The organism is Lachnoclostridium sp. An118 (assembly GCF_002160985.1).
In the GTDB taxonomy this organism is placed as follows: Bacteria; Bacillota; Clostridia; order Lachnospirales; family Lachnospiraceae; genus Claveliimonas; species Claveliimonas stercoravium.
Genome location: NZ_NFLQ01000009.1, coordinates 98,748 through 122,415, shown reverse-complemented (window position 1 = coordinate 122,415; position 23,668 = coordinate 98,748). Strand labels below are relative to the sequence as shown.

Here is a 23,668-nt window from a genome sequence, read left to right as displayed (position 1 = left end):
GGGGAGAGGTTAGCGCAAGCGAAGCTTTGAACTTAAGCCCCAGTAAACGGCGGCCGTAACTATAACGGTCCTAAGGTAGCGAAATTCCTTGTCGGGTAAGTTCCGACCCGCACGAAAGGCGTAATGATTTGGGCACTGTCTCGACAATGCACCCGGTGAAATTGAAGTACCAGTGAAGATGCTGGTTACCTGCGCCAGGACGGAAAGACCCCATGGAGCTTTACTCCAGCTTGATACTGGGACTCGGTATTGTATGTACAGGATAGGTGGGAGGCTGAGAAGAGATGACGCCAGTCGTCTTGGAGCCGCTGTTGGGATACCACCCTTGCAGTGCTGGGTTTCTAACCTGCACCCGTGAACCGGGTGGGGGACAATGTCAGGTGGGGAGTTTGACTGGGGCGGTCGCCTCCGAAAGGGTATCGGAGGCGCTCAAAGGTTCCCTCAGAATGGTCGGAAACCATTCGAAGAGTGCAAAGGCAGAAGGGAGCTTGACTGCGACACCGACGGGTGGAGCAGGTACGAAAGTAGGACTTAGTGATCCGGTGGTATAAAGTGGGATTGCCATCGCTCAACGGATAAAAGCTACCCTGGGGATAACAGGCTTATCACTCCCAAGAGTTCACATCGACGGAGTGGTTTGGCACCTCGATGTCGGCTCATCGCATCCTGGGGCTGAAGTAGGTCCCAAGGGTTGGGCTGTTCGCCCATTAAAGCGGTACGCGAGCTGGGTTCAGAACGTCGTGAGACAGTTCGGTCCCTATCCGGCGTGGGCGTAGGATATTTGAGAGGAGCTGTCCTTAGTACGAGAGGACCGGGATGGACTGGCCGCTGGTGTATCTGTTGACTTACCAAGGTCATGGCAGAGTAGCCAAGCCGGGAAGGGATAAACGCTGAAGGCATCTAAGCGTGAAGCCCCCCTCAAGATGAGATATCCCTACGTAAAGTAGTAAGACCCCTTGAAGACGACGAGGTAGATAGGGCAGAGGTGGAAGTGTGGTAACACATGGAGCTGACTGTTACTAATCGGTCGAGGGCATAACCATAAAGGTTCGGGAAGAGATGGAAGATAGGAAAGATTTCTTGTATGTGGTTTTGAAGGTACATGATATCTTCAATATAATACGGCCCAGTGGCTCAGTTGGTTAGAGCGCCGCCCTGTCACGGCGGAGGTCGAGAGTTCGAGTCTCTTCTGGGTCGTTAGCTTAGGCACTTGCCGAGGTCTTTTCGAGGCTAGTGTTAAGCTACAACCTGCTGGCTTAGCGAGGTTTTTCACGAGCTTAGCAGCGTGGTTGTTTCATTTGGGGTCTTAGCTCAGCTGGGAGAGCATCTGCCTTACAAGCAGAGGGTCATAGGTTCGAGCCCTATAGGCCCCATTACATGGATGGATTCCCGAGTGGCCAAAGGGGGCAGACTGTAAATCTGTTGGCAACGCCTTCGAAGGTTCGAATCCTTCTCCATCCATTCGCACGCCGATGTGGCTCAATTGGCAGAGCAGCTGATTTGTAATCAGCAGGTTATCGGTTCGAGTCCGATCATCGGCTTTCATTTTCTAAAAATTGTTAAATATTGACGCGGGGTGGAGCAGTCTGGAAGCTCGTCGGGCTCATAACCCGAAGGTCATAGGTTCAAATCCTATCCCCGCAACTATGCCCAGATAGCTCAGTCGGTAGAGCAGAGGACTGAAAATCCTCGTGTCACTGGTTCGATTCCGGTTCTGGGCACTTTCTTTTTCTAAAAATTGTATATGGGCGTGTAGCTCAGGTGGTAGAGCACTTGACTTTTAATCAAGTTGTCCGGGGTTCGAATCCCCGCACGCTCATGGAATGAGAGGAAAAATCAGCACTGCGTATTTGCAGTGCTGATTTTTCCTGTATGTGAAATAATCGAGTCAGGGGGAATGTACTATGGCTGGCAAAGCAGCATCTGCAACACTTATGACGGACGGTCCTATCTGGAAGCGTATGATCGCATTTGCCGTTCCTCTTTTCTGGGGAAATCTGTTTCAGCAGCTCTACAATACAGCGGACTCAGTGATCGTGGGCAATTTTCTTGGAAACAACGCTCTGGCTGCCGTCAGCTCATCCGGAAATCTGATCTTTCTCATGGTGGGATTTTTTAACGGGATTGCCATCGGGGCAGGTGTTGTCACCGGAAAATATTTTGGGGCGGGGGACAGCGGGAATCTGAAAAGATCCATCCATACAACGATCATTTTTGGCTTGACGTGCGGTGTCATCCTGACGATTGCAGGAGTGCTGGCAGCGCCCCGCATTCTGGTGCTCATGGGAACGCCGGATGAAGTGCTGCCTCAGTCTCTTGCCTACTTCCGGGTCTATTTTGCAGGCTCTCTTGCCTTTGTCATGTACAATTTCTTTGTGGGGATCCTGCAGGCTTTGGGGGACAGCAGACACCCGCTGTTTTTCCTCATTATTTCCTCCTTCACGAATATAGCGCTGGATCTGCTCTTTGTCGGGGCAATAGGAATGGGCGTGTGGTCAGCGGCCTTTGCCACGGTCATTTCCCAGTTTCTCAGCGCCTCCCTGTGTCTGTATCAGCTGGTGAAGGGAAATGAGGCTTTCCGGCTGAAGGTAAGGGAAATCAGGCCGGACACGCAGATGCTGAGGCAGATCGTAAAGAACGGCGTTCCGGCAGGGATACAGAACTCCATCATCTCGGTGGCAAACGTGTTTGTACAATCCAACATCAATGCATTTGGCGCCACTGCTGTGGCTGGCTGCGGCTCCTACTCAAAGATAGAGGGATTTGGGTTTCTGCCTATCACATGCTTTGCATTGGCCCTGACCACATTTATCAGTCAAAATCTTGGGGCAAGAGAATATGAGCGGGCGAAGAAGGGAGCGGTGTTCGGGGCAGTATGCTCCCTCACCATAGCGGAAATCATCGGTCTTGTCATCAACCTGCTGGCCCCGGTGCTGACAGGAGCTTTCGGAGGCGGTCCGGAGGCTGTCAGCTATGGCGTCCAGTGGGCGAGGACAGTGACCTGGTTTTATTTTCTGCTTGCCTTTTCACACTGCATGGCGGGTATCCTGCGGGGAGCGGGAAGGTCAGTCGTACCTATGTTTGTCATGATGATCTGCTGGTGCGTGATACGGGTCAGCTATATCAGTATCGCGGTGCGCATTGTTCCGGATATCCGGACAGTCTTCTGGGCCTATCCGCTGACCTGGGCGCTGAGCAGTGTTGTCTTTCTGGTTTATTTCCTGAAGTCGGACTGGATACACGGGCTGGAGAAAATGTGACGTTCAGATATTTTTAAATAGAAAAACAGGCAGATACAGAACAGTCAGGATTGAAAGCTGCACATGTATCTGCCTGTTTTGGTGTAAGAGATCAGCCCTGCCTGCGGGATTTCCGATACACGACCCGGGCCTGCAGGAGCAGGTACAGAGGATAGATGAGGCACAGGGCCGGGAGCAGATAATTTGCCGGGAAGCCAAGCTTCTCAATAAATCCCTGTATTAGTATGAAAATAATGATAAGCGGAAGGATATAGGTCAGGTATCCCTTTGTCCACTTTGGCAGCTTCAGGCCCTTTCCACTGTTCACTTCCTCATAGTAATTATCCCATCCCCAGGCATACTTGCTTGTACAGAACAGAAGGTACAGAAGAGAGCCAAGAGGAAGCAGGGTGTTGGACAGGATGAAGTCCTCCAGATCCTGGACCGTGGTGCCTGCTCCGAAGGGCTGGAAGCCGCTGAGGACGTTGAAGCCCAGAGCGCAGGGCAGAGACAGGAGCATGATAGCTGCAATATTTACAAGGACAGCCTTCCTCCGGGTCCAGCCAAAATCCATGGCAAAGGCGATGATATTTTCAAAGACCGCAATGACTGTGGTCAGGGCGGCAAATGCCAGGAACATGAAGAACAGAGCGCCCCACAGGCGTCCACCTGCCATCTCGCTGAAGGTCTGGGGCAGGGTCACGAAGATCAGGCTTGGCCCGCTTCCGGCATCCACGTTGTAGGTAAAACAGGCCGGGAAGATGACGAGTCCGGACAAAAAGGCTACGGTTGTATCCAGGATGACCACATTCAGACTTTCGGAAACAAGAGAGTGTTGTTTGTCAATATAGCTTCCGAAAATAGCAAGTGCTCCAATGCCAAGACTCAGGGTGAAGAAGGATTGTCCCAGGGCAGCGAACAGGATCTCACCGAGAGAGTAATTTTCAAGTGCAGTCTTAAAATCCGGTATCAGGTAGAAGGAAAGACCTTCCTTTGCACCCTCCAGGAAAAAGCTGTGTACTACAAGCACGATCAGGATGATAAACAGAAGTCCCATCATGTACTTGGATATCTTCTCAACGCCTCCCTTGAGTCCACGGGAACAGATGAGGAATCCGATGACAGTGACAGCCAGCATCCATCCCACCTGCTGGGCGGGATCAGCCAGCAGCTCGCTGAAGGCGTTTCCCACCTGGGTGGTGTCCATGTGAGCCATGGAACCGGAGGCCATTTTCCAGAAATAGGCCAGAGTCCATCCGCCTACAGTAGTGTAGTACATCATGAGCATATAGTTGCCGAGCAGGGGAATAAGCTTGGTCCAGTGCCATTTGGTCCCTGCAGGCTCCAAAATCTCAAAGGACTTTGCGGCGGACCTCTGGGAAGCCCGTCCCACAGAGAATTCCATTGTCATGATGGGAAGTCCCAGGATGGCAAGGAAAATAAGATAGATGATCACAAAGGCAGCTCCCCCGTACTGTCCTGTGATGTAAGGAAAGCGCCATACGTTGCCAAGACCGATGGCGCACCCGGCGCTTATGAGGACAAAGCCCAGCCGGGAGGAAAATTTTTCTCTTTTCATATAAAAAACCTCAATTTCCACACTCTCATCCCCTATATTCTAAGGAAAGAGATGGGGATTGTCAACCGGGAGGAAATTTACTTTTTATGGGCAGTGTGGTACTATAAAAAGACCGGGAGGATAACAACTCTGAGGGATTATGAGGAAGGGAGCAAAAGAGAAATGAAATGCCCGATATGTGGTGAGGAATTAGTGCGGAGCAAAAAAGATCCGGAATACATGTTGTGCCGGAACTGTAAGAAGCGCTTTAAGCCCAGGAAGAAGACAGCCGAGAAGGCGGAGCGTCCGGGAGAGGAAAGACCCAGGTCAAAGAGGCCGGAGGCGCAGAGAACGGGAAGAGAAAGGCCTGCGGCAGCCAGACCTGCGGCGGCCAGACCTGAGCCCAGGAGGCCGGTTTACGATGCGTACGAAAGAGAGGAGCCGTCGGAGCGATTTAAGACCTTCCGTCTGATCACAGGGATCATATCTGTCATCCTGTTCCTGCTCATCACGCTGCAGTCCTGTGCGGCCGGCCTGGGAAATATCCTGTCGGCAAACGGGGAGGCAAGCGGAAGCGCGGGATTTATCCTTGCCCTCATGATGATGGTAGGCGGGATCGTGACCATCTGCATGAGGAAAAAGGAGAGTGTGCCGGCTTTTATCGTTCCCTTTATATTTTACACAGTGGGTGCGCTGCTGGGAGCCGCCAATGTGGGGAGCTATGCCGATCTGGCCATATGGTCTGTGCTGGCGGCTGTATTTGGCGCCCTGCATCTGCTTTTCCTGTTTTTGTGCAGGGATGTCAACATCATCCTGTCCATCCTTGTTCCGGTGCTGATCGTTGCGGCCATTGTGGGATTCACAGTGATGTCCACAAAGGGAAGTGAAGAGGGAGGCAGCACGGATGCGTCCTCGGGTAACCAGGGAGCATCGGATGATGGAGCCGAGGATGACGGCGTCATCAACTTTAACGGATCCGGCTATAATATCACTCTGACCAGAACGGAGACCGGGAGCGACTATGAAGGAAATCCCTGTGTGTATGTGTACTACACCTTCACAAACACCGGGGAGCAGAACCTTTCCCCGGCGGCGGTATCCTATTTACAGGTATTCCAGAACGGGGTGTCCTGCGAGCGGGCTATCACCTCAGAGATCAATGAACAGATGAACAACTACAGCAACGAGGTCCAGCCAGGAGGAAGCTCAGAGGCATGTGAGGTCTTCTCACTCACGGACACGTCTGATATTACGGTGGAGGTCTCTGATTTTCTGTCAGCCAGCGGAGAGAAGGACAGCCAGGTGATACAGCTTCAGTAGATGGCTCGACATAAATAAAATGAGGTGGTAGACCATGAAAGATAAAAAGGGATGTAAGGAAAGGCTGATCGAAAAGCTGGAGGGGGAGCACACAAAGAAGGCGGAGAGAAAAATTGCCGACTACTTTTTGAAAAATTTTGAAAAGACACTGCACAGTACGCTGCTGGAGCTGGCGGAAGAGATAGGCGTCAGCGACGCATCTATTGTACGTTTCTGTAAAAGTATAGGATACGTGGGATTTCAGGAATATAAGATCAATGCCGCACTGGAGAGCGTGCCTGCGCCCAGGCTTTATAATTCCGGTCTGACAGCCCAGGACAGCCCCTCAGAAATATGCAGTAAGATTTTTTCTATAGAAAATTCTGCGTTGCAGCAGACCAGTGTGGAGATGAATGTGGAGGTGGTTGAGCAGGCGGCGGCAGATATGCTTTCTGCCCGGCGCATTATGATCGCAGGTACAGGGGGCAGCAGTATTGTCGCAAAGGATCTGCAGCACAAGCTCCTGAAGATAGGCGTGTTTTCCATGGTAAACGAAGACAAGGATCTGCAGCTCATGACAGCTTCGCTCCTTGGAAAAGGTGATGTTCTCCTTGCCATTTCCGCCTCCGGGAGCAACAGACATATGGCCCGCGTAGTGGAAATTGCACATGGAAACGGGGCCCGGGTCATCACTCTGACAACCAAAGCGAAGAATCTTCTGGAGGAACAGGCAGATTTAAGCCTGTACACAGTGAGTGAGAAGACGATCTTTGAGTCAGAGTCCTTCAGCGTAAGACTGGCACAGCTCGCTGTGCTTGACTGCCTGGTGGCGATCATGGCCTTCCGCAATTACGACAGGTCGCTGGAGGCGATGAGCGCCACGCGTCTTTCTACTTCTTCTGATAAGGAGTAGGATCTGTCAAAGAAACACTGCACCATAAAGATGTAGTGTTTCTTTTTTTTTGCGCATAAAAAGTAAAAAAACTAACTGTATAAATAGTAAAAATTGCTGGATAAGTGATGGTTAATAGGAAAAATACACAAAAACTATAGATAAAAATTGTACAAAATGGTAAAATAACAAAAATAATGTTGTAAAATTACTACATTTATGCTAGTATCAGTTACAGATGAAATACATATACAGGAGGGAGAAGCATGAAAGCAGTAGTTTTAAACGGCCCAAACGACTTTGCTGCAGTAGAAGATTATCCGAAGCCGCAGATCGGCCCGGGAGATATGCTGTTGGAGATGAAGAGGACAGCGATCTGTGGCACAGATATAAGGATTCTTGAAGGGAAAAAGACGAAGGACGTGCGTTACGGACACATCATCGGTCATGAGATCAGCGGCGTGATCTGCGAGGTCGGGGCAGAGGTCGAGGGATACTCTGTCGGCGACAGAGTCGCTGTGGAGAATGTGATCCCGGACGGAACCTGCGCGATGTGCATCAGCGGTCACGACAATGTATGCCTCCACAGGCAGGCCATTGGCTATGAGTTTGACGGAGGATTTGCGGAGTATGTATTTATTCCGGAGGTGGCTATCAAGGGTGGAAATGTAGTAAAACTTACGGATAATATTTCCTACGGAGAGGGAGCTCTGATCGAACCGCTCTCCTGTTGTCTGAGAGGACAGAGAAACGCAGGGGTGAAATTCAACGACGTGGTTGTGATCGTGGGGGCAGGTCCTATCGGATTGATGCACACTCTGCTGGCAAAGGCAGCAGGAGCCCGGAAGGTCATCGTCAGCGAGTTGAATGAGTTCCGCCGCGGCAAAGCGCTTGAGTGTGGAGCGGATATCGTTGTGGACTCAGCGAAGGAAGATTTAAAGGGGATCGTGATGAGTGAGACAAACGGAGTGGGAGCGGATGTTGTCATTGTCGCCATCGGCATCCCGGCTCTGGTCAATCCAAGCATTGAGCTTGTCAGAAAGAATGGAAGCATCTGCCTGTTCGCCGGATTTACAAAGGGCGTGAAGGCAGAGATAGACCCGAACCTGATCCACTACGGCGAGATCAGGATGTGCGGCTCCAGCGCTTACCGGCGCCAGGACTACCAGGAGGCGGCCCAGATGGTCATGAGCGGAGCGGTAGATATGAAGCCGATCATCACAAATGTATTTAAAATAGAAGATTTTCAGAAGGCTTACGAGGCTGTAAAGAGCGGAGCGGACCTGAAGGTAGAGATCGAACCATAATAAACAGAACAATTTATAAATCCAGATAAAAGATATAAAAAGGAGTGTATGAACAATGGCAATGATGGGAAAAGAAGTAAGACTTGCGAGACTTGTTAATCCGAAGAGCAACAAGATGATGGCGATCACAGTGGATCACGCAATTTCAAGAGGGATTGCACCGATGACTGGTATCCATGATATCCAGGGAGCTATTGACAGGATTGTTGCCGGAAGACCGGACGCTATGACAATGACAAAGGGAATCCAGGAGAGATGCTGGGGACCTCACGTTGGATCCGGAATTTCCGTACTGCAGAAAATCTCCAACTACTCTCCCACAGCTCCGACCAACGACATTGTATTCGGGTCTGTGGACGCCGCCATCAGAATGGGCGCTGACGCTGTATCTATGGGAGCCATGACACTGGGCGACTTCCAGAACGAGCAGTTCGAGCGTATCGGAGAGGTGTCTGACTACTGCGACAAGATGGGCATGCCTCTGATCGGACATGTTTATCCCAAGGGAGAGAGCGTTCCGGTTGACAAGAGGACCGCATGGGAGAATATCGCTTACTGCGTGAGAAGCGCCTGCGAGCTTGGAATGGACGTTGTAAAGACAACCTATACAGGAGACCCTGACAGCATGGCAAAGGTCATCGCTTGCGTGCCCTCCTCCTTCCGCGTGGTGATCCAGGGCGGCGATGCCTGCAAGACGCTGGATGACTATCTCCAGATGACACGAGACGCCATGGACTGCGGAGTAGGCGGTGTCACAATGGGACGCTTTGTGTGGGATTACAGGGATGTAACGGCCCTTGTCATCGCCCTGAGATATATGATCCACGAGGGATACAGCGTAAAAGAGGCAAAGGAGCTGCTGGCACAGCTTGAGAACGACAAGAATTACGATCAGTTTTGATCAGACACGGTCAATTTTAAGTTTTAAAGGATAATTTTACAGGCGGGATGTTGTATGGAAAAAGAATATTTACTCGGCGTCGATGTGGGAACGACCAGCATCAAAGTGGCCATCATCGACAAAAATGCTGATCTGCTGGGCATCAGCAGCAGCTCTTACCGTCTGATCACGCCAAAACCGGACTATGTGCAGATTGATACGGAGGATATGTGGGAGGCCTATCTGAAGTGTATGAGGCTTCTGTTCGAGGGAAAGGGGATCGATCCAGGAAAGATCGCCGGCATAGGAATCTCAAGCCTCTGTCCGGGGCTGGCCGCGTTTGGCGAAGACGGGGAGATTCTTGTAGATCCTATTATTTATTCTGACAGGAGAAGCACAAAGGAGGCTGAGATCATCCTGGATGCAGTGGGAGAGAAGAAGCTCTTTGAGATCACGGCCAACAAGTGCATGTCCGGGGCTCATTCAGGAACCTCCATGCTCTGGATCAAGAGAAATCTGCCGGATATCTACGAGAAGACAAAATACTTTGGCCATGTCAATACGGTCATGGCCCAGAAAATGACAGGGAACTATGCCATTGATTACTCCAACGCCTCCTACACGAATCTGTTTGAGACGGTGAAGGGGCACGACGGACAGTGGTCGGATTACCTTTGCGAAAAGATAGGGATCCCCAAAGAGAAGTTGCCGCCGCTGATGGACTCCGCGGATGTCGTGGGAGGTCTTATCAGCAAGGAGATGATCAGGATGGGTATCCCGGAGGGAACGCCCGTCGTGATAGGCGGAGCCGATACCCCCTGCGCCACTCTTGCGGCCGGGGTAAAGAAAAATGGGGATGCCTGCGAGTCTGTGGGGACCACGGATGTCCTGACAATCTGCGTGGATAAGCCCAACTTTGACGAGAGCTTCATCAACCGCTGTCATGTGGTGAGGGGCACCTGGATCTACCAGGGAGCCATGTCCTACACCGGGGCTGCCTACCAGTGGTTCAGGGATAAATTCTGCAGTGACATGAATGAGAAGGCGGCAGGCAGCAATCAGAACGCGTTCATGCTGATGAATGAGGAGGCGGCCCGGTCAGAGCCGGGAGCGGGTGGAATCGTATTTCTTCCCTATATGCAGGGAGAGAGAAGCCCGGTGTGGGACTCCTACGCAAGAGGGGTGTTTTTTGGCGTGTCCCTGCGAAGCTCCAGAAAGGACTTTAACCGGGCTGTCATGGAAGGCTGCGGCTACGGCCTGCGGCAGCTCTGTGAGATCGCGGAGCGGGTGACCGGCCACAGGATGACAGGCTTTTCCTCCATAGGCGGCGGGGCAAAGAGCGAGCTGTGGGCCCACATCAAAGCGGATATCACAGGAAAGGATATCGAAATCCTGGATATGAACGACACGGCTCCGGTGGGAGCGGCTCTGCTGGCCGGAGTGGGAGCCGGAATATACAGGGATGCAGTGGAGGCGTCCGACAAGGTGAAAAAGACCGTTTACAAGGTGATCAGAAGCAGTGGCGAGAATAAGGACGCCTATGAAAAGGGATACCAGGTCTACACGAACCTGTATCCGAGGATAAAGGACCTTTACAGGATCGATCAAGGGAGTTTTGCTGAATGAAGATTGTAGTATTAGACGGATATACAGAAAACCCCGGGGACCTGAGCTGGGATAAGCTGAGGGAGTTTGGTGATCTGACCGTATATGACAGGACCCCGGTGGACGATGAGGAGGAGATCATCAGAAGGATCGGTGACGCGGAGGTGGTATTTACCAACAAGACGCCCGTCTCCGGAAAGGTCATTGATGCCTGCCAGGGCATGCGCATGATCAGCATGCTGGCCACTGGCTACAATGTGGTAGATCATACATACGCAAAGGAAAAGGGCATACCGGTCACGAATGTGCCCACATACGGGACAGCGTCAGTGGGGCAGTTTGCCATCGCGCTGCTGCTTGAGATCTGCCATCATGTCGGGCATCACGACAGGACCGTGCATGAGGGAAAATGGGAGAGCTGTGAGGACTGGTGCTACTGGGACTATCCTCTTATCGAGCTGGACGGCAAGACGATGGGAGTCATTGGATTTGGCCGCATCGGCCAGACTACCGGCAGGCTGGCGAAGGCGCTTGGCATGCGCGTGCTCGCCTACGACTCTTACCCGAACGAGGCGGGAAAACAGATTGCGGAGTATGTGGATCTGGACACGCTGCTGGCGCAGTCGGATGTGATCGCGCTCCACTGTCCGCTCTTCCCGGATACCGAGGGAATCATCAATAAAGAAAGCATCGCCAAAATGAAGGACGGGGTCATCCTGATCAATAATTCCCGGGGACCGCTGGTAGTAGAACAGGACCTGGCGGACGCCCTGAATACGGGAAAGGTTGCCGCGGCGGGACTGGACGTTGTCTCCACAGAGCCGATCAAGGGGGACAATCCGCTTTTGAAGGCGAAAAACTGCATCATCACACCCCACATTTCCTGGGCGCCCAAGGAAAGCAGGCAGAGGATCATGGACTGCGCGTATGACAACCTGAAGGCGTATGCAGAGGGAAAGCCGGTCAATGTGGTCAACACTGTGTTTTAAAGGAGGAGAAAAAATGAAAGAAAATAACAGCGCTGTTCAGGAAAACAGGCCAAAGGATCTGGATCTGCTGAACAAGATGAAAAACCTGCCCGGAGGACTGATCATTGTACCTCTGCTGATCGCCGTACTGCTGGCTACGTTCTGCCCTCAGGTATTTGAGATAGGCGGCTACGTGACAGCTCTGTTCTATGAAGGAAATTCCTGTATGATGGGCTTTTTCCTCATTGTCTGCGGATCTGCCATTAATGTAAAGCAGGTTGGTATGCCTCTGTACAAGGGCGTGACGCTGACAGCAACCAAGTTCCTTCTCGGTGTAGCCATCGGTATGATCGTGAGTGCTGTATGCGGACCGGAAGGCTTCCTCGGGATTGCCCCCTTTGTGTGGATCGCAACTATCACGAACTCAAACGGGTCCCTGTACATCTCCCTGTCCTCTCAGTTCGGTAATGCGACAGACACAGGAGCCATCTCCATCCTGTCCCTGAACGACGGACCGTTCTTCACCCTGGTAGCCCTGGGTGCGACAGGACTTGCATCCATCCCCTTTAATTCCTTTATCGCAGTGCTTGTTCCGCTGCTCATCGGTTTCATCTGGGGCAATCTGGATGCTGGCTTCAGAAAAGCCTGTGCGACAGCGCAGCCGATCGTCACCTTCTTCATGACGATTCCCATAGGAGCGCAGACAGATATCAATACTATCGTGACCGCCGGAGCGGCCGGTATCATCCTTGGCCTTGTATCTGCGGCAACAGCAGTTATCTTCTTCTTCACAAACAACATCCTTCTTCCGAAGAAGGAGAGGAATGCGATGGGCGCTGCCATCGGCACGACAGCCCTGAACTCTGCCATGACGCCTGCGGCGGTAGGCGAGGCGGACCCGTCCATGGCTCAGTACGTGGACATGGCGACCGCACAGTGCGCCACCGCATCTGTTGTCACCCTGTTCCTCTGCCCCTTTATCACAGCGTTCTTTGACAAGCTGATGCAGAAAAAACAGATGGGCATCTACTCGCCGGAGGGCTGGGCACGCTATAAGGTTGACCCGAGTGTGCCGACTCCCGCTGAGATGTAGGCGAACAAGGTACATAATTAATATAATATGAAGAAGTAAACAGGCGGACATGTATCCAGAGGAGCGATTCCTGGATGTGTGTCCGCTTCTTTTTCTTTTTTGGGGAGCGTTTCCGTATAACTGATACATTTTTCCAAAAAAATAGTGTACAGGAATAGAATAGGATTGACGAAATACATGGGGGGGTATAATATACATGGCTAGTTGCGTTTACAGGAAAAAAGAAAAATAAAAAAACAAAAATTCATGGGGAGGAAGACGCTATGAAAAGAAAAATGCTGACCGCGTTTCTGACGGCGGCGATGATCACAAGTCTCACACCCGCAATGGCCTTTGCAGCCCCGGCACAGGATGGGGATGTGCAGGTCCAGGAGGCAGGAGACACAGACACTGAGACAGAAGCTGATACTCTGGATGGTGATACGGAAGATGCATCTGTACCTACTACTACAGAGAAGACAGATGTGCCAGAGGAGACAAAGACGGGAGCAGATGTGAAAGAGGATACTCCGGCAGTACAGAATGACGGGGGCTCAGGTGAGACAAAAACAGTTGGAAAAATATCTTCGCAGAGTGAGTTAGAAGCCGCTATCGAGGCTGCGGGAGACTCTGAAATATTGGATTTTGATGGTCAGACTGTTCATCTTACAAGTCCTCTTTTCATTGAAAAAACAGTAAGGATATCTAATCTTAACTTAGTGAGTGATGGAGTAAGTGCTAATCTTATTACTCTCCGTGAAAAAGGATTGGTCCAGTTTGTAAATGTAAGTATTACGACTGCAAGCTCAGATAAAAGCGCTATCCATGTGTATGAGTCAGAGCTTGCAGCGACAAATCTGACAATTGATCATCAGAAGTCAGCAAGTGGGGCGCCGGTCATTGTTAATAATGGATGTATCGCCAATTTTGAGGGAAATCTTACATTTAATCTGGGAGAAAATTCCTGGTATGGGATCAATGTAGACGGGGCAGGAAGTATGGTGGGGCTTATTGATGCAAATGTGGATATTAGCTATGCCACAGACACCCAGTCCGCAGTCTGCTGTGAGAATGGCGGAAGTATTTATGGAGCTTCTTTGTTGCCGGTTACCCAGTTCACTGCTGTAGTTACAGAGAAGGACGGCGGTGAGGGCCACCCGCAGACAGCCTATGTAGAGGACAAAAATCTGGCGCAGTTTGTAGCTGCCAAGAGCAAAGGACAAAAGGATATTTCTTCCATTGACCTCTACCACGATGTAACTCTGACAGCGCCACTCATCCTCGACGAGGAATTAGGATTAAACGGAAATGGGCATACGATCAGCGGCTCAGAGAGTGTTGGTGCGCAGAACGTAGTAACAGTTAAAGCTGATAAGGTGACACTTGCCGATGTGACCATCAAGACTACATCAAAAAACAAATCTGCTCTGCATATTTATAAAGCAGCTGCGACTCTCAACAATGTGACACTGGATAACCAGGAGACAGCAGGCGGTGCAGGTATGATCGTCAACGCCGGGACAGCCAGAGTCAATGGCGCACTGAATATTCTCCTCGGAGCAAATTCCTGGGGCGGCATCAATGTAGATACGACATACGGACTGGCAAACGTAATCTTTGAAAATGGCTCCAAGGTATCCGTGACAGGCGGACAGGATAAAGCGGTCATCTATATAGACAGTGACAATGATGCCTCTCAAATGACCATCACAGGCGCAGAGGCAGCAGGCCTTGAGAAGGCAGCTGACGGAAGCTATGTGCTGGCAACAGAGAAGCCGGCTCCTGGCGATGGCGGTCAGGGAACCGGAAACGGACAGCAAAACCAGAACGGAAATAACGCAAACGCAGCAAATACGAACGGAAAGAATGTGACAAAGGCAGCAAGGACAGGAGACAGCAACTCCCTGTTCGGAGGAGCGGCAGCTCTTCTTGGCTCCGGTGCGGTAGCAGCGGCAGTTCTCAGAAAGAGAAGAGGACTGGCTGAGTAACAGACAGTAAGACTTATATAGAAAAGTCTATACCTAGAAGTAAACAGGCGGACATACATCCGGGGAGAGATTCCCGTATGTGTGTCCGCCTTGCTTTTGGGGGAGCGTTTCGGTATAGCTGATACATTTTCTGGAAAAAATAATGGTTGACACAAGGGAAAATATCGTTTATATTTGTTTTTGTAAATAAAAGGGAGTAACTGGCATGGAGGCCGGAGCCGGCCGCATGTTTGCGATATCGTCAATACGATGAGCACTCATCCGTATCGTAATGAAACAGTGAGACTTTTATTGCATAACAGATCGTATGCAATAAAGGCCTCTTTTTTATTGGACAGGAAATCGTATCTAATGTTTCCTTTTATATAAAAAAGGCTTTTACTGCAGATAAAAATGCAAATGAAGAGAGGAGAAATGCTATGTTAACGAGCGAGCAGGCCAGACAAAACCAGGAAAAATATGGTTTTAATGAGCTGGTGGAAGGAAAGAAGAAGAGCACGCTGCAGATCTTTCTGGAGCAGTATAAAGATTTCCTTGTCATCATACTGATCGTGGCAGCCATTGTGTCCGGATTTCTGGGAGATTTTGAGAGTGCCATCGTTATCCTTGTCGTTATCACTATGAATGCGATCCTGGGTACGGTACAGACTTTAAAGGCGGAACAGTCTCTGGACAGTCTGAAGCAGATGTCCGCACCGGAGGCAAAGGTCATCCGTGACGGCGTGTTAAAGCAGATCCCGTCCAGAGAGGTCACTATCGGAGACCGGGTGATCCTGGAGGCAGGAGACTGCGTGCCCGCAGATGGAAAGCTGGTGGAATGTGCCAGCCTGAAAGTGGATGAGAGCGCACTGACAGGAGAGAGTTTATCTGTTGAGAAATCTCTGGATGAGGTGCCGGAGGGAGCAGCCCTGGGCGACCAGACAAACCGGGTATTCTCAGGAAGCTTTGTCACATACGGGCGGGCGGCCTACGAGGTCACCGGCATCGGTATGGGTACAGAGGTGGGCAAGATCGCAAGCCTCCTGAAAAATACATCTGAGAAGAGAACACCGCTCCAGGTAAATCTGGACGATTTCGGAAAGAAACTTTCTATATTGATCATTATTTTCTGTGCGATCCTGTTCGGTATCAGCATTTTCAGAGGAGACCAGCCGGGAGACGCTTTCCTCTTTGCGGTTGCCCTTGCGGTGGCAGCGATCCCGGAGGCTTTAAGCTCTATCGTCACCATCGTGCTTTCCTTCGGTACACAGAAGATGGCCAAGGAGCACGCTATCATCCGCAAGCTCCAAGCAGTGGAGGGACTGGGAAGCGTGTCCATCGTCTGTTCCGATAAGACAGGTACACTGACACAGAACAAGATGACAGTGGAAGATTACTATGTGGACGGAAAGAGGATCCCGGCAGCGCAGATCGATCTTAACGACCCCAACCAGGACAGGCTGCTGAACTTCAGTATCCTCTGCAACGATTCCACCAATACAGACGGACAGGAGATCGGCGATCCCACAGAGACAGCCCTCATCAACCTGGGAAGCAAGCTGGGAAGAGAGGCGCTGGAGGTCCGGGATGTATATGAGAGAAAATCAGAGATCCCATTTGACAGCGACAGAAAGCTCATGTCCACTGCTCATATCCTCGATGGAAAGCACACCATGGTTGTCAAGGGAGCTGTGGATGTCCTTCTCACAAGGATGACTCATATCCGCCTCGGCGAGACAGTAGAGCCCATGACAGAGGAGCGGAAAGCCCGGATCGAGGCCCAGAACATGGAGTTCTCCAGGGACGGCCTCCGAGTGCTTGCCTTTGCCTATAAAGAGATCGAAGAGGACAGGGAGATTACCCTGGAAGATGAAAATGATCTTACATTCCTCGGCCTTGTGGCTATGATGGATCCGCCCAGAGAGGAGTCCAAGGCGGCTGTCGAGGAGTGTATCCAGGCTGGTATCAAGCCGATCATGATCACAGGCGACCACAAGGTGACAGCGGCAGCTATCGCAAAGCGTATCGGGATCCTGAAGGACGAGTCCGAGGCCTGCGAGGGCGCTGTGATCGAGGACATGACAGACGAGGAGCTGCAGGAGTTTGTTCCGAAGATTTCCGTGTACGCCCGTGTGTCACCGGAGCACAAGATCCGTATTGTCCGGGCATGGCAGGACAGAGGCAACATCGTTGCCATGACAGGAGACGGTGTCAATGACGCGCCGGCTCTGAAGCAGGCCGACATCGGCGTGGCCATGGGTATCACAGGAACAGAGGTTTCCAAGGATGCGGCCGCCATGGTACTGACTGACGACAACTTTGCAACCATTGTAAAAGCGGTGGAGAACGGGCGTAACCTGTACAGGAACATCAAGCTTTCCATCCAGTTCCTGTTATCCGGCAACTTTGGAGCTATCCTCACCGTGCTCTTTGCGTCTATCGTGGGACTTCCGGTTCCATTTGCACCGGTACATCTTCTGTTCATCAACCTTCTGACAGACAGTCTCCCGGCTATCGCACTGGGACTTGAGCCTCACACGAAGGACGTGATGTCAGAGAAGCCGAGGCCGATTAATGAGTCTATCCTGACAAAGGATTACCTGCTCCGGATCGGCACGGAGGGACTGTGCATCGGCGCCATGACTACCATCGCATTCCTGATCGGACTCAACGAGGGCGGCAGCCTGCTTGGAAGCACTCTGGCCTTTGGCACGCTGTGTACATCCAGGCTTGTGCATGGATTTAACTGTAAATCAAATAAACCTGTTATCTTTACAAACAGATTTTTCAACAATATTTATCTGATCGGCGCATTTGTACTTGGACTTCTCCTGATCACGGGCGTTCTCATGATCCCCGGACTTCACAACCTGTTCAATGTGCAGACGCTGGACGGAGCACATCTCCTGATCGTGTATGGACTTGCGCTTCTCAATCTGCCGATCATCCAGCTTTTAAAGAAATTGAGGAAATAGAATGGACTTAAGCAGGGAAAACATTAAAAAGATAAGAGGACTCATTATTTTCACGGCACTCCTTGTGGTGTGCCTGTGGAAATATGACGTGGTATTTGCGGTGCTGCGGTTTATCTTTGGCGTGACATTTCCGTTTATCCTGGGAGGAGCCTTTGCCTTTGTGCTGAATGTTCCCATGAACTTCATACAGAGGCACCTGTTCCCGCCCAAAGTGACAGAAAAGAGTAAATTTATGAAAAAGGCGGCCCGGCCCTTGAGTATGATCGCAGTGATCCTGCTCGTCATCGGAGTGGTGGCGCTTGTCATGCTTGTGCTCCTTCCTCAGCTTGGGAGTACGCTTGGAACACTGGGGAACAGCATCCAGGCTTTCATCCCGAGAGTGCAGAAGTGGGCGGAGGATATATTCCGGGACAATGACCAGATCAGCCGGTGGCTGGGGGGCCTGAATTTTGACTGGAACCGCATCATGGAAGTGGGCATGTCCTTCTTCAGCAGCGGCGCCGGCAATATGCTGGACTCCACCATTACCGTGGCCCGCAGCATCATAAGCGGTCTCACTACATTTTTCATTGCCTTTGTGTTTGCCTGCTACATCCTCCTTCAGAAGGAGAAGCTGAATGTGCAGGTGCGCAAGGTGCTTTATGCCTTTGTCCCCAGAGGGAAGGCGGAGGCGGCTCTGGAGGTGTTTTCGCTGACCTACAGTACGTTCTCCAGCTTCCTCACAGGGCAGTGCGTGGAGGCTATCATCCTTGGGACCATGTTCGTTATCGCCATGACGATCTTCCAGATGCCTTACGCTCTCCTGGTGGGCGTGCTCATCGCCTTCACGGCGCTGATCCCTATATTCGGGGCTTTCATCGGGTGTGCCATCGGAGCTTTCCTGATCTTTATGGTGGACCCTGTCAGGGCACTCGGGTTCATCGCGCTGTTCCTGGTGCTGCAGCAGATCGAGGGGAATTTCATCTATCCCCATGTGGTGGGCAATTCCGTGGGACTTCCCTCCATCTGGGTACTGGCAGCAGTCAGCCTGGGCGGAAGTCTGATGGGGGTTGTGGGCATGCTCATCTTCATCCCCATCGTATCGGTAGTCTACGCTCTCTTCCGCGAGATCGTGTACCTGAAGCTGAAGAAGCAGCAGATCACGCCGGAGGAGATCGAGGCGGAAGTGAAAAGAGAATAGAGAGAAAAGCAAGGAGAAGACCCCTGTCATGCGGCAGGGGTCTTTTTCTGTTTAAATATAGCTTTTACGGGGCGGTTTTATATCCCTATATAGGCGTAATACTGCACGACCGGACAGGATTTTTTAAGTGGCAGATCCCTTGAGCAGCCCCCCTATATTGTCATATGCATGATCCGCAGAAATTCCTCCATGGCCCGGGCCTTGTACTTGTGATTTTTATAGTAGAAGAATACCTGTCTCCTGGCGGCCTCGCCCTCCAGCTTATAGTAGGACAGATTTTCAAAGGAGGGCAGCTGCCCCACCAGGATATCGCTGATGAAGGTGGCCCCAAGCTGGGTGGAGGCGGCCATGTAGGCCGTGGACTGCTGGTTCAGCTCCAGGATGATGTTTGGGTGGAATCCAGCCTCCCGGCACAGCCGGTCGCCCCGAACGCGGGTATCATTTCCGTGGGCAAGCATAATAAATGGAATGTCTGAGAAGGAGGCAAGAGGCACGGCGGAGATGGAGGTGTCAAGGTAACTTTTGTTTTTTATGTTCTCATAAGAAAGCCGATAGCTGGACAGCGTCTGGTTGACAGGGAAGTGGTTGGGAACTGCCAGGAGGATGTTTTCGCTGCAGTAGAGCTCACGGCTATACAGAGTATTGTCATAGCGGTAGTTATCGATGACAAGGTCAAGAGAATTGCTGCTGAGCATAGCTTCAAGCTGGGCTGTATTTCCTTCCGTGACCTGGATCTGTACGTCCGGAAACTCCTGTTTAAAGCTGGTAATGAGGGGAGGCAGGACGTAAGCGGCAAAGAGGTTGCTGGCACCCAGGCAGAGAGTGCCGGTCTTCAGGGTAGTCAGATTGTTGATATAGTTTTCCACCCGCTGCTCGATCTGAAAGATTTCCTCCGCTGCCTTGATATAGACCTGGCCGACTTCGGTGAGCTGGAGAGGGCTGGTACTCCTGTCAAACAGAGGGAAACCGATCTGGTCCTCTATTTTTTTTATGCGCGCGCTCAGAGAAGGCTGGCTGATGTAGAGGTTCTGTGCCGCTCTGGAAAAACTTTTCTCCCGGTATACCTCATATACATATTTTTTCCATGTGAACATGAAAAACCCTCCTATAGTTAAAAGTATATAATGATTAAATATGTGCATTCGGATATCCGGGGACCTCTGTATGCGAAGGCCATGGAGATGCAGGCGCAGGGAAGAGATGTGCTGAAGCTTAATACGGGAAATCCGGCAGCTTTTGGGTTCGGTCTTCCGGACAGTATCAAGAGGGCGCTGGAGGGGCATCTGGAGGAGGGAGTCGGATACTGCGACTTTAAGGGAATGCCAGCCGCAAGAGAGGCCGTATGCGATTACGAAAGGAACAAGGGCATCAGGGGCATCACGCCGGATGACGTCTTCATCGGAAACGGGGTCAGTGAGGTTGTGTCTTTTGCGCTTCAGCCGCTTCTCGACAGAGGAGATGAAGTGCTGGTACCTGCTCCAAGCTATTCTATATGGGGGAATTCCGCGTACCTGGCAAGCGGGAGGCCGGTATTTTACACATGCGACGAGCAGTCCGGCTGGTATCCGGACATCAGGGACATCCGCTCGAAGATCACGGAGAGGACAAGGGCCATCGTGGTCATTAATCCTAACAATCCCACCGGAGTGCTTTACCCGAAAGAAATCCTGGAAGAAATCGTGGAAGCTGCGCGTGAGTATGGACTTCTTGTATTTGCGGATGAGATTTATGACAGGCTGGTGATGGACGGGCTGACCCATATCTCGCTGGCTTCCCTGGCGGAGGATATCCCGGTCGTCACCATGAACGGACTTTCCAAATCCCACTGTCTCTGCGGTTACCGCTGCGGCTGGATGGTCATCAGCGGCCCCCGGGAGCTGACGGAGGATTACCGGCAGGGGATCATACAGCTGACCTCCCTGCGGCTGTGCGCTAATACCCTCGGCCAGATGGTGATACCGGACGCGATCGAGGATATGGAGACGCCGGCCTCCATGGTCCGGCCCGGAGGGAGGATATATGAGCAGAGGGAAGCGGGTTTGACTGGCAGCAGCCGGACCATTTCCGTATCGTGATGCTGCCGGAGGCGGATGTGCTCACGGACGCGGTGAAGCGCATGGGCGCTTTTCTGGATGGATACAGGCAGAGTTGAGGAGACGGACAGAAAATAGAGGAGCCGGGATATGGCGGCAGATGGAAAAGACGGGCGGTATATCCGCCCGTTTTTTTCATAGGATATAAAAAGGATGATTTTTACAGGGGGGACAGACATGCTGAACTATCTCTGGGCGGGAATGATCATCGTCGGCATCGTGTATGCGGCGTGTACGGGAAACATCGTGGAGGTGACGAACGCGGCGCTGGACTCATCCAAAGAGGCCATCACTCTGTGCATCACCATGGCAGGGGTGATGGCCTTCTGGACAGGGCTCATGGAGATTGCCCGGAGGGGCGGGATGATCCGGGCGCTGACAGGGCGGATGGCGCCGGTGCTTAAGTTCCTTTTCCCGGGACTGCCGGCCGGGCATCCGGCGAGGGAGCATATCGCCACCAATTTCATCGCCAATGTGCTGGGGCTTGGCTGGGCGGCCACGCCGGCGGGGCTTAGGGCTATGGCGGAACTGGAAAATCTGGAGGAGGACAGAAGGGCAGGACGGGCAGCAGGCCCTGCAAGGAAACGGGGGATTGCCAGCAACGAGATGTGTACCTTTCTGATCATCAACATTTCTTCTCTCCAGCTCATCCCGGTGAATGTGATCGCCTACCGCAGCCAGTACGGGAGCGTGAACCCGGCGGCTATCGTGGGGGCCGGGATACTGGCCACGTCGGTGAGCACAGGGGCAGCGATCCTGTTTTGCAGGGTGATGGAGAGAAAAAGGAGAAGGGTGTGAAATTTTTCTTTAATGTTATCTGGTATGGCAATTTATTTTAATTTGATTTTAACGCAAATAAAAAGTAGAATAATAAATTTAACTCGACAATCGAGTTAAAATGCGTTAAAATCAAATTAGGAAATTGTTATATTCAGAAATGTGAGGTGGAACAAATGCGTACAATTCCTGTAGCTGAAAGTTTGGAAATAGAATTTAAAAGTGATTTAAAAGGATACTCAGACCACGATTTAATTGAAGAGATCGTTGGAATGACAAATACAGTCGGAGGAGTCTTATATCTTGGTGTAGAGGATAACGGCGTGGTTACAGGGGTTCATAAGAAGCATAAGGATGCAGTAGGAGTTACGGCTTTGATAGCAAACAGTACGGTTCCGCCCGTGTCAGTGAGAGCGGAAATAATTGATGAAGATGGAAAGGATATATTAAAGATTGAAATCCCAAGAAGCCGAATGATCGTATCGACATCTTCTGGGAAAATTCTCCGCCGAAGATTAAAATTAGATGGAAGTCCGGAAGTAGTTCCTATGTATTCCTATGAAATACCTTCAAGATTATCAGAGTTGGGGATGCTTGATTACTCGGCCCGGCCGCTTGCAGGAGCAACATTGGATGATCTGGATCCCAATCAGCGTGTCAGATTGCGCAAGATCATTCAGACAAGACAGGGAGGTGAAAAAAGCCTGTTGGCATTGCCGGATGACGAGCTGGATATTGCTTTACACATAGTAATGGAAGTGAATGGAAAATATGTACCTACAGTAGCTGGGATGTTGCTTATAGGTAAAGAAGAACGAATCGCAGAGTTAATGCCAACAGCCAAATCTTCTTTTCAGGTACTTGAAGGTACAGCGATCAGAATGAATGAAGACAGCAGTAAGCCGCTGCTTGAATTATTTGAAACATATGAGACATATCTGAAAGCGTGGAATCCTGAAAGGGAGACGGAGTATGGATTATTCAGAATTCCAATTCCGGAGTTTGACTGGGCGGCCTTTAGAGAAGCCTTAGTCAATGCGTTTTGTCATCGGGATTATACGATGCTTGGGAATGTTCGCGTGCTAATTGATGACGAGGGAATGGTCATCAGCAATCCAGGCGGATTTATAGATGGAGTAAATCTCAAAAATCTTTTGACAGTTGAGCCGCACGGAAGAAATCCGGCACTTGCCGATGCCATGAAAAGAATAGGCTTGGCCGAAAAGACTGGAAGGGGGATTGATAGAATATATGAAGGTTCGATCATGTTCGGCAGGCCATGGCCGGATTATTCGGAGTCTACAAGCAGAATGGTCAAGCTGTTTATTCAGAGAGCAAAAGCAGATATTCCTTTTGCAAAATTTGTGGCAGATGAACAGAACAGACAGGGGAAATCTTTATCTATTTATACATTGATGATCCTATCACTATTAAACAGTGAGCGGCGTGCAACGATTGAAAGGATCATGGAGGTTACAAATCTAAGTGAAAATAAGATACGGTCATCCCTGGAACGCATGACAGAGTCAGGTCTGATAGAGGCTTCCGGAAAAGGGAAATACCGCACATTTATGCTTGGTAAAAAAATATATCGGGAGAAAAAAGAAACGATACAGTATGTACGTCAGACAGATATCGATCGTATCAGATATCCGGAGCTGGTGATGAAGCTGGCTAAGGCGCAGGATGGGATTATTACAAAACAGGATATTGTGGAATTGCTGAAGATTTCTCCGTCACAGGCATATGCCGTGATCAAACAGCTTAGAAAGGATGGAAAACTTGAACTTTTCTGTGGAGGAAAGTATTCGAAATATAAAGTGGTAGAATAAATTTGTAATGATATAGGGAAAGGG

At 51.0% G+C, this 23,668-nt stretch carries 16 protein-coding genes, 7 tRNA genes and 1 rRNA gene; 22 read left to right on the top strand and 2 right to left on the bottom strand.

Annotation, left to right across the window (positions count from 1 at the left end; translation table 11 throughout):
- From B5E62_RS09725 to B5E62_RS09685, 9 genes are all read left to right on the top strand, one after another.
- Positions 1-1,043: ribosomal RNA gene (locus B5E62_RS09725) — 23S ribosomal RNA — on the top strand; the annotation flags it as partial.
- 80 nt (positions 1,044-1,123) lie between these two features.
- Positions 1,124-1,197, top strand: a tRNA-Asp gene (locus tag B5E62_RS09720).
- Positions 1,198-1,300: 103 nt separating this feature from the next.
- A tRNA-Val gene (locus B5E62_RS09715) sits at positions 1,301-1,373 on the top strand.
- A 6-nt stretch (positions 1,374-1,379) separates the two neighbouring features.
- A tRNA-Tyr gene (locus B5E62_RS09710) sits at positions 1,380-1,461 on the top strand.
- A 7-nt stretch (positions 1,462-1,468) separates the two neighbouring features.
- Positions 1,469-1,541, top strand: a tRNA-Thr gene (locus tag B5E62_RS09705).
- Positions 1,542-1,570: 29 nt separating this feature from the next.
- Positions 1,571-1,644: transfer RNA gene (locus B5E62_RS09700), tRNA-Met, on the top strand.
- A 4-nt stretch (positions 1,645-1,648) separates the two neighbouring features.
- Positions 1,649-1,721: transfer RNA gene (locus B5E62_RS09695), tRNA-Phe, on the top strand.
- Positions 1,722-1,746: 25 nt separating this feature from the next.
- A tRNA-Lys gene (locus B5E62_RS09690) sits at positions 1,747-1,819 on the top strand.
- Positions 1,820-1,904: 85 nt separating this feature from the next.
- Positions 1,905-3,260, top strand: a complete 1,356-nt coding sequence (locus B5E62_RS09685; RefSeq protein ID WP_087174381.1) for an MATE family efflux transporter — start codon at positions 1,905-1,907, stop codon at positions 3,258-3,260.
- A 91-nt stretch (positions 3,261-3,351) separates the two neighbouring features.
- Here B5E62_RS09685 and B5E62_RS09680 read toward each other — a convergent pair whose 3' ends face one another.
- Positions 3,352-4,818 (bottom strand): sodium-dependent transporter, encoded by a 1,467-nt coding sequence (locus B5E62_RS09680; RefSeq protein ID WP_087174391.1) that lies wholly within the window; start codon positions 4,816-4,818, stop codon positions 3,352-3,354.
- A gap of 219 nt (positions 4,819-5,037) precedes the next feature.
- Between B5E62_RS09680 and B5E62_RS09675 the strand changes: the two genes are divergently transcribed.
- From B5E62_RS09675 to B5E62_RS09630, 10 genes are all read left to right on the top strand, one after another.
- Positions 5,038-6,117, top strand: a complete 1,080-nt coding sequence (locus B5E62_RS09675) for a DUF5067 domain-containing protein (RefSeq protein ID WP_143468837.1) — start codon at positions 5,038-5,040, stop codon at positions 6,115-6,117.
- Between the two features lie 34 nt (positions 6,118-6,151).
- Positions 6,152-7,009, top strand: a complete 858-nt coding sequence (locus B5E62_RS09670) for a MurR/RpiR family transcriptional regulator (protein ID WP_087174379.1) — start codon at positions 6,152-6,154, stop codon at positions 7,007-7,009.
- Between the two features lie 245 nt (positions 7,010-7,254).
- Positions 7,255-8,295, top strand: a complete 1,041-nt coding sequence (locus B5E62_RS09665) for a zinc-dependent dehydrogenase (RefSeq protein ID WP_087174378.1) — start codon at positions 7,255-7,257, stop codon at positions 8,293-8,295.
- A gap of 55 nt (positions 8,296-8,350) precedes the next feature.
- Positions 8,351-9,196: a class I fructose-bisphosphate aldolase gene (locus B5E62_RS09660; RefSeq protein WP_087174377.1), complete on the top strand. Its 846-nt coding sequence runs from the start codon at positions 8,351-8,353 to the stop codon at positions 9,194-9,196.
- 54 nt (positions 9,197-9,250) lie between these two features.
- Positions 9,251-10,801, top strand: coding sequence for a xylulokinase (locus B5E62_RS09655; protein WP_087174376.1), 1,551 nt, complete (start codon positions 9,251-9,253; stop codon positions 10,799-10,801).
- Positions 10,798-11,769 (top strand): D-2-hydroxyacid dehydrogenase, encoded by a 972-nt coding sequence (locus B5E62_RS09650; protein WP_087174375.1) that lies wholly within the window; start codon positions 10,798-10,800, stop codon positions 11,767-11,769. Before B5E62_RS09655 ends, B5E62_RS09650 begins: the two co-directional genes overlap by 4 nt.
- A 13-nt stretch (positions 11,770-11,782) precedes the next feature.
- Positions 11,783-12,841 carry a 2-keto-3-deoxygluconate permease gene (locus tag B5E62_RS09645; protein WP_087174374.1) on the top strand — a complete coding sequence of 353 codons (1,059 nt, stop codon included), beginning with the start codon at positions 11,783-11,785 and terminating at the stop codon, positions 12,839-12,841.
- A gap of 263 nt (positions 12,842-13,104) precedes the next feature.
- Positions 13,105-14,808, top strand: coding sequence for a hypothetical protein (locus B5E62_RS09640; RefSeq protein WP_087174373.1), 1,704 nt, complete (start codon positions 13,105-13,107; stop codon positions 14,806-14,808).
- Positions 14,809-15,227: 419 nt separating this feature from the next.
- Positions 15,228-17,762, top strand: coding sequence for a cation-translocating P-type ATPase (locus B5E62_RS09635; protein WP_087174372.1), 2,535 nt, complete (start codon positions 15,228-15,230; stop codon positions 17,760-17,762).
- A 1-nt stretch (position 17,763) separates the two neighbouring features.
- Positions 17,764-18,942 carry an AI-2E family transporter gene (locus tag B5E62_RS09630; RefSeq protein ID WP_087174371.1) on the top strand — a complete coding sequence of 393 codons (1,179 nt, stop codon included), beginning with the start codon at positions 17,764-17,766 and terminating at the stop codon, positions 18,940-18,942.
- A gap of 152 nt (positions 18,943-19,094) precedes the next feature.
- Here B5E62_RS09630 and B5E62_RS09625 read toward each other — a convergent pair whose 3' ends face one another.
- Entirely contained in the window at positions 19,095-20,036 is a 942-nt protein-coding gene (locus tag B5E62_RS09625; protein WP_087174370.1) for a LysR family transcriptional regulator, read from the bottom strand.
- Between the two features lie 30 nt (positions 20,037-20,066).
- Between B5E62_RS09625 and B5E62_RS09620 the strand changes: the two genes are divergently transcribed.
- The 3 genes from B5E62_RS09620 (at position 20,067) to B5E62_RS09610 (ending at position 23,644) form a co-directional block, all read left to right on the top strand.
- Positions 20,067-21,017 carry an aminotransferase class I/II-fold pyridoxal phosphate-dependent enzyme gene (locus tag B5E62_RS09620; RefSeq protein ID WP_242957812.1) on the top strand — a complete coding sequence of 317 codons (951 nt, stop codon included), beginning with the start codon at positions 20,067-20,069 and terminating at the stop codon, positions 21,015-21,017.
- A gap of 195 nt (positions 21,018-21,212) precedes the next feature.
- The gene (locus B5E62_RS09615) at positions 21,213-21,833 is read left to right on the top strand and encodes a nucleoside recognition protein (protein ID WP_087174390.1); all 621 of its coding nucleotides are present in this window, start codon (positions 21,213-21,215) and stop codon (positions 21,831-21,833) included.
- 155 nt (positions 21,834-21,988) lie between these two features.
- Complete coding sequence (locus B5E62_RS09610) at positions 21,989-23,644, top strand: RNA-binding domain-containing protein (RefSeq protein WP_087174369.1); 1,656 nt, start codon at positions 21,989-21,991, stop codon at positions 23,642-23,644.
- Positions 23,645-23,668: the final 24 nt, after the last annotated feature.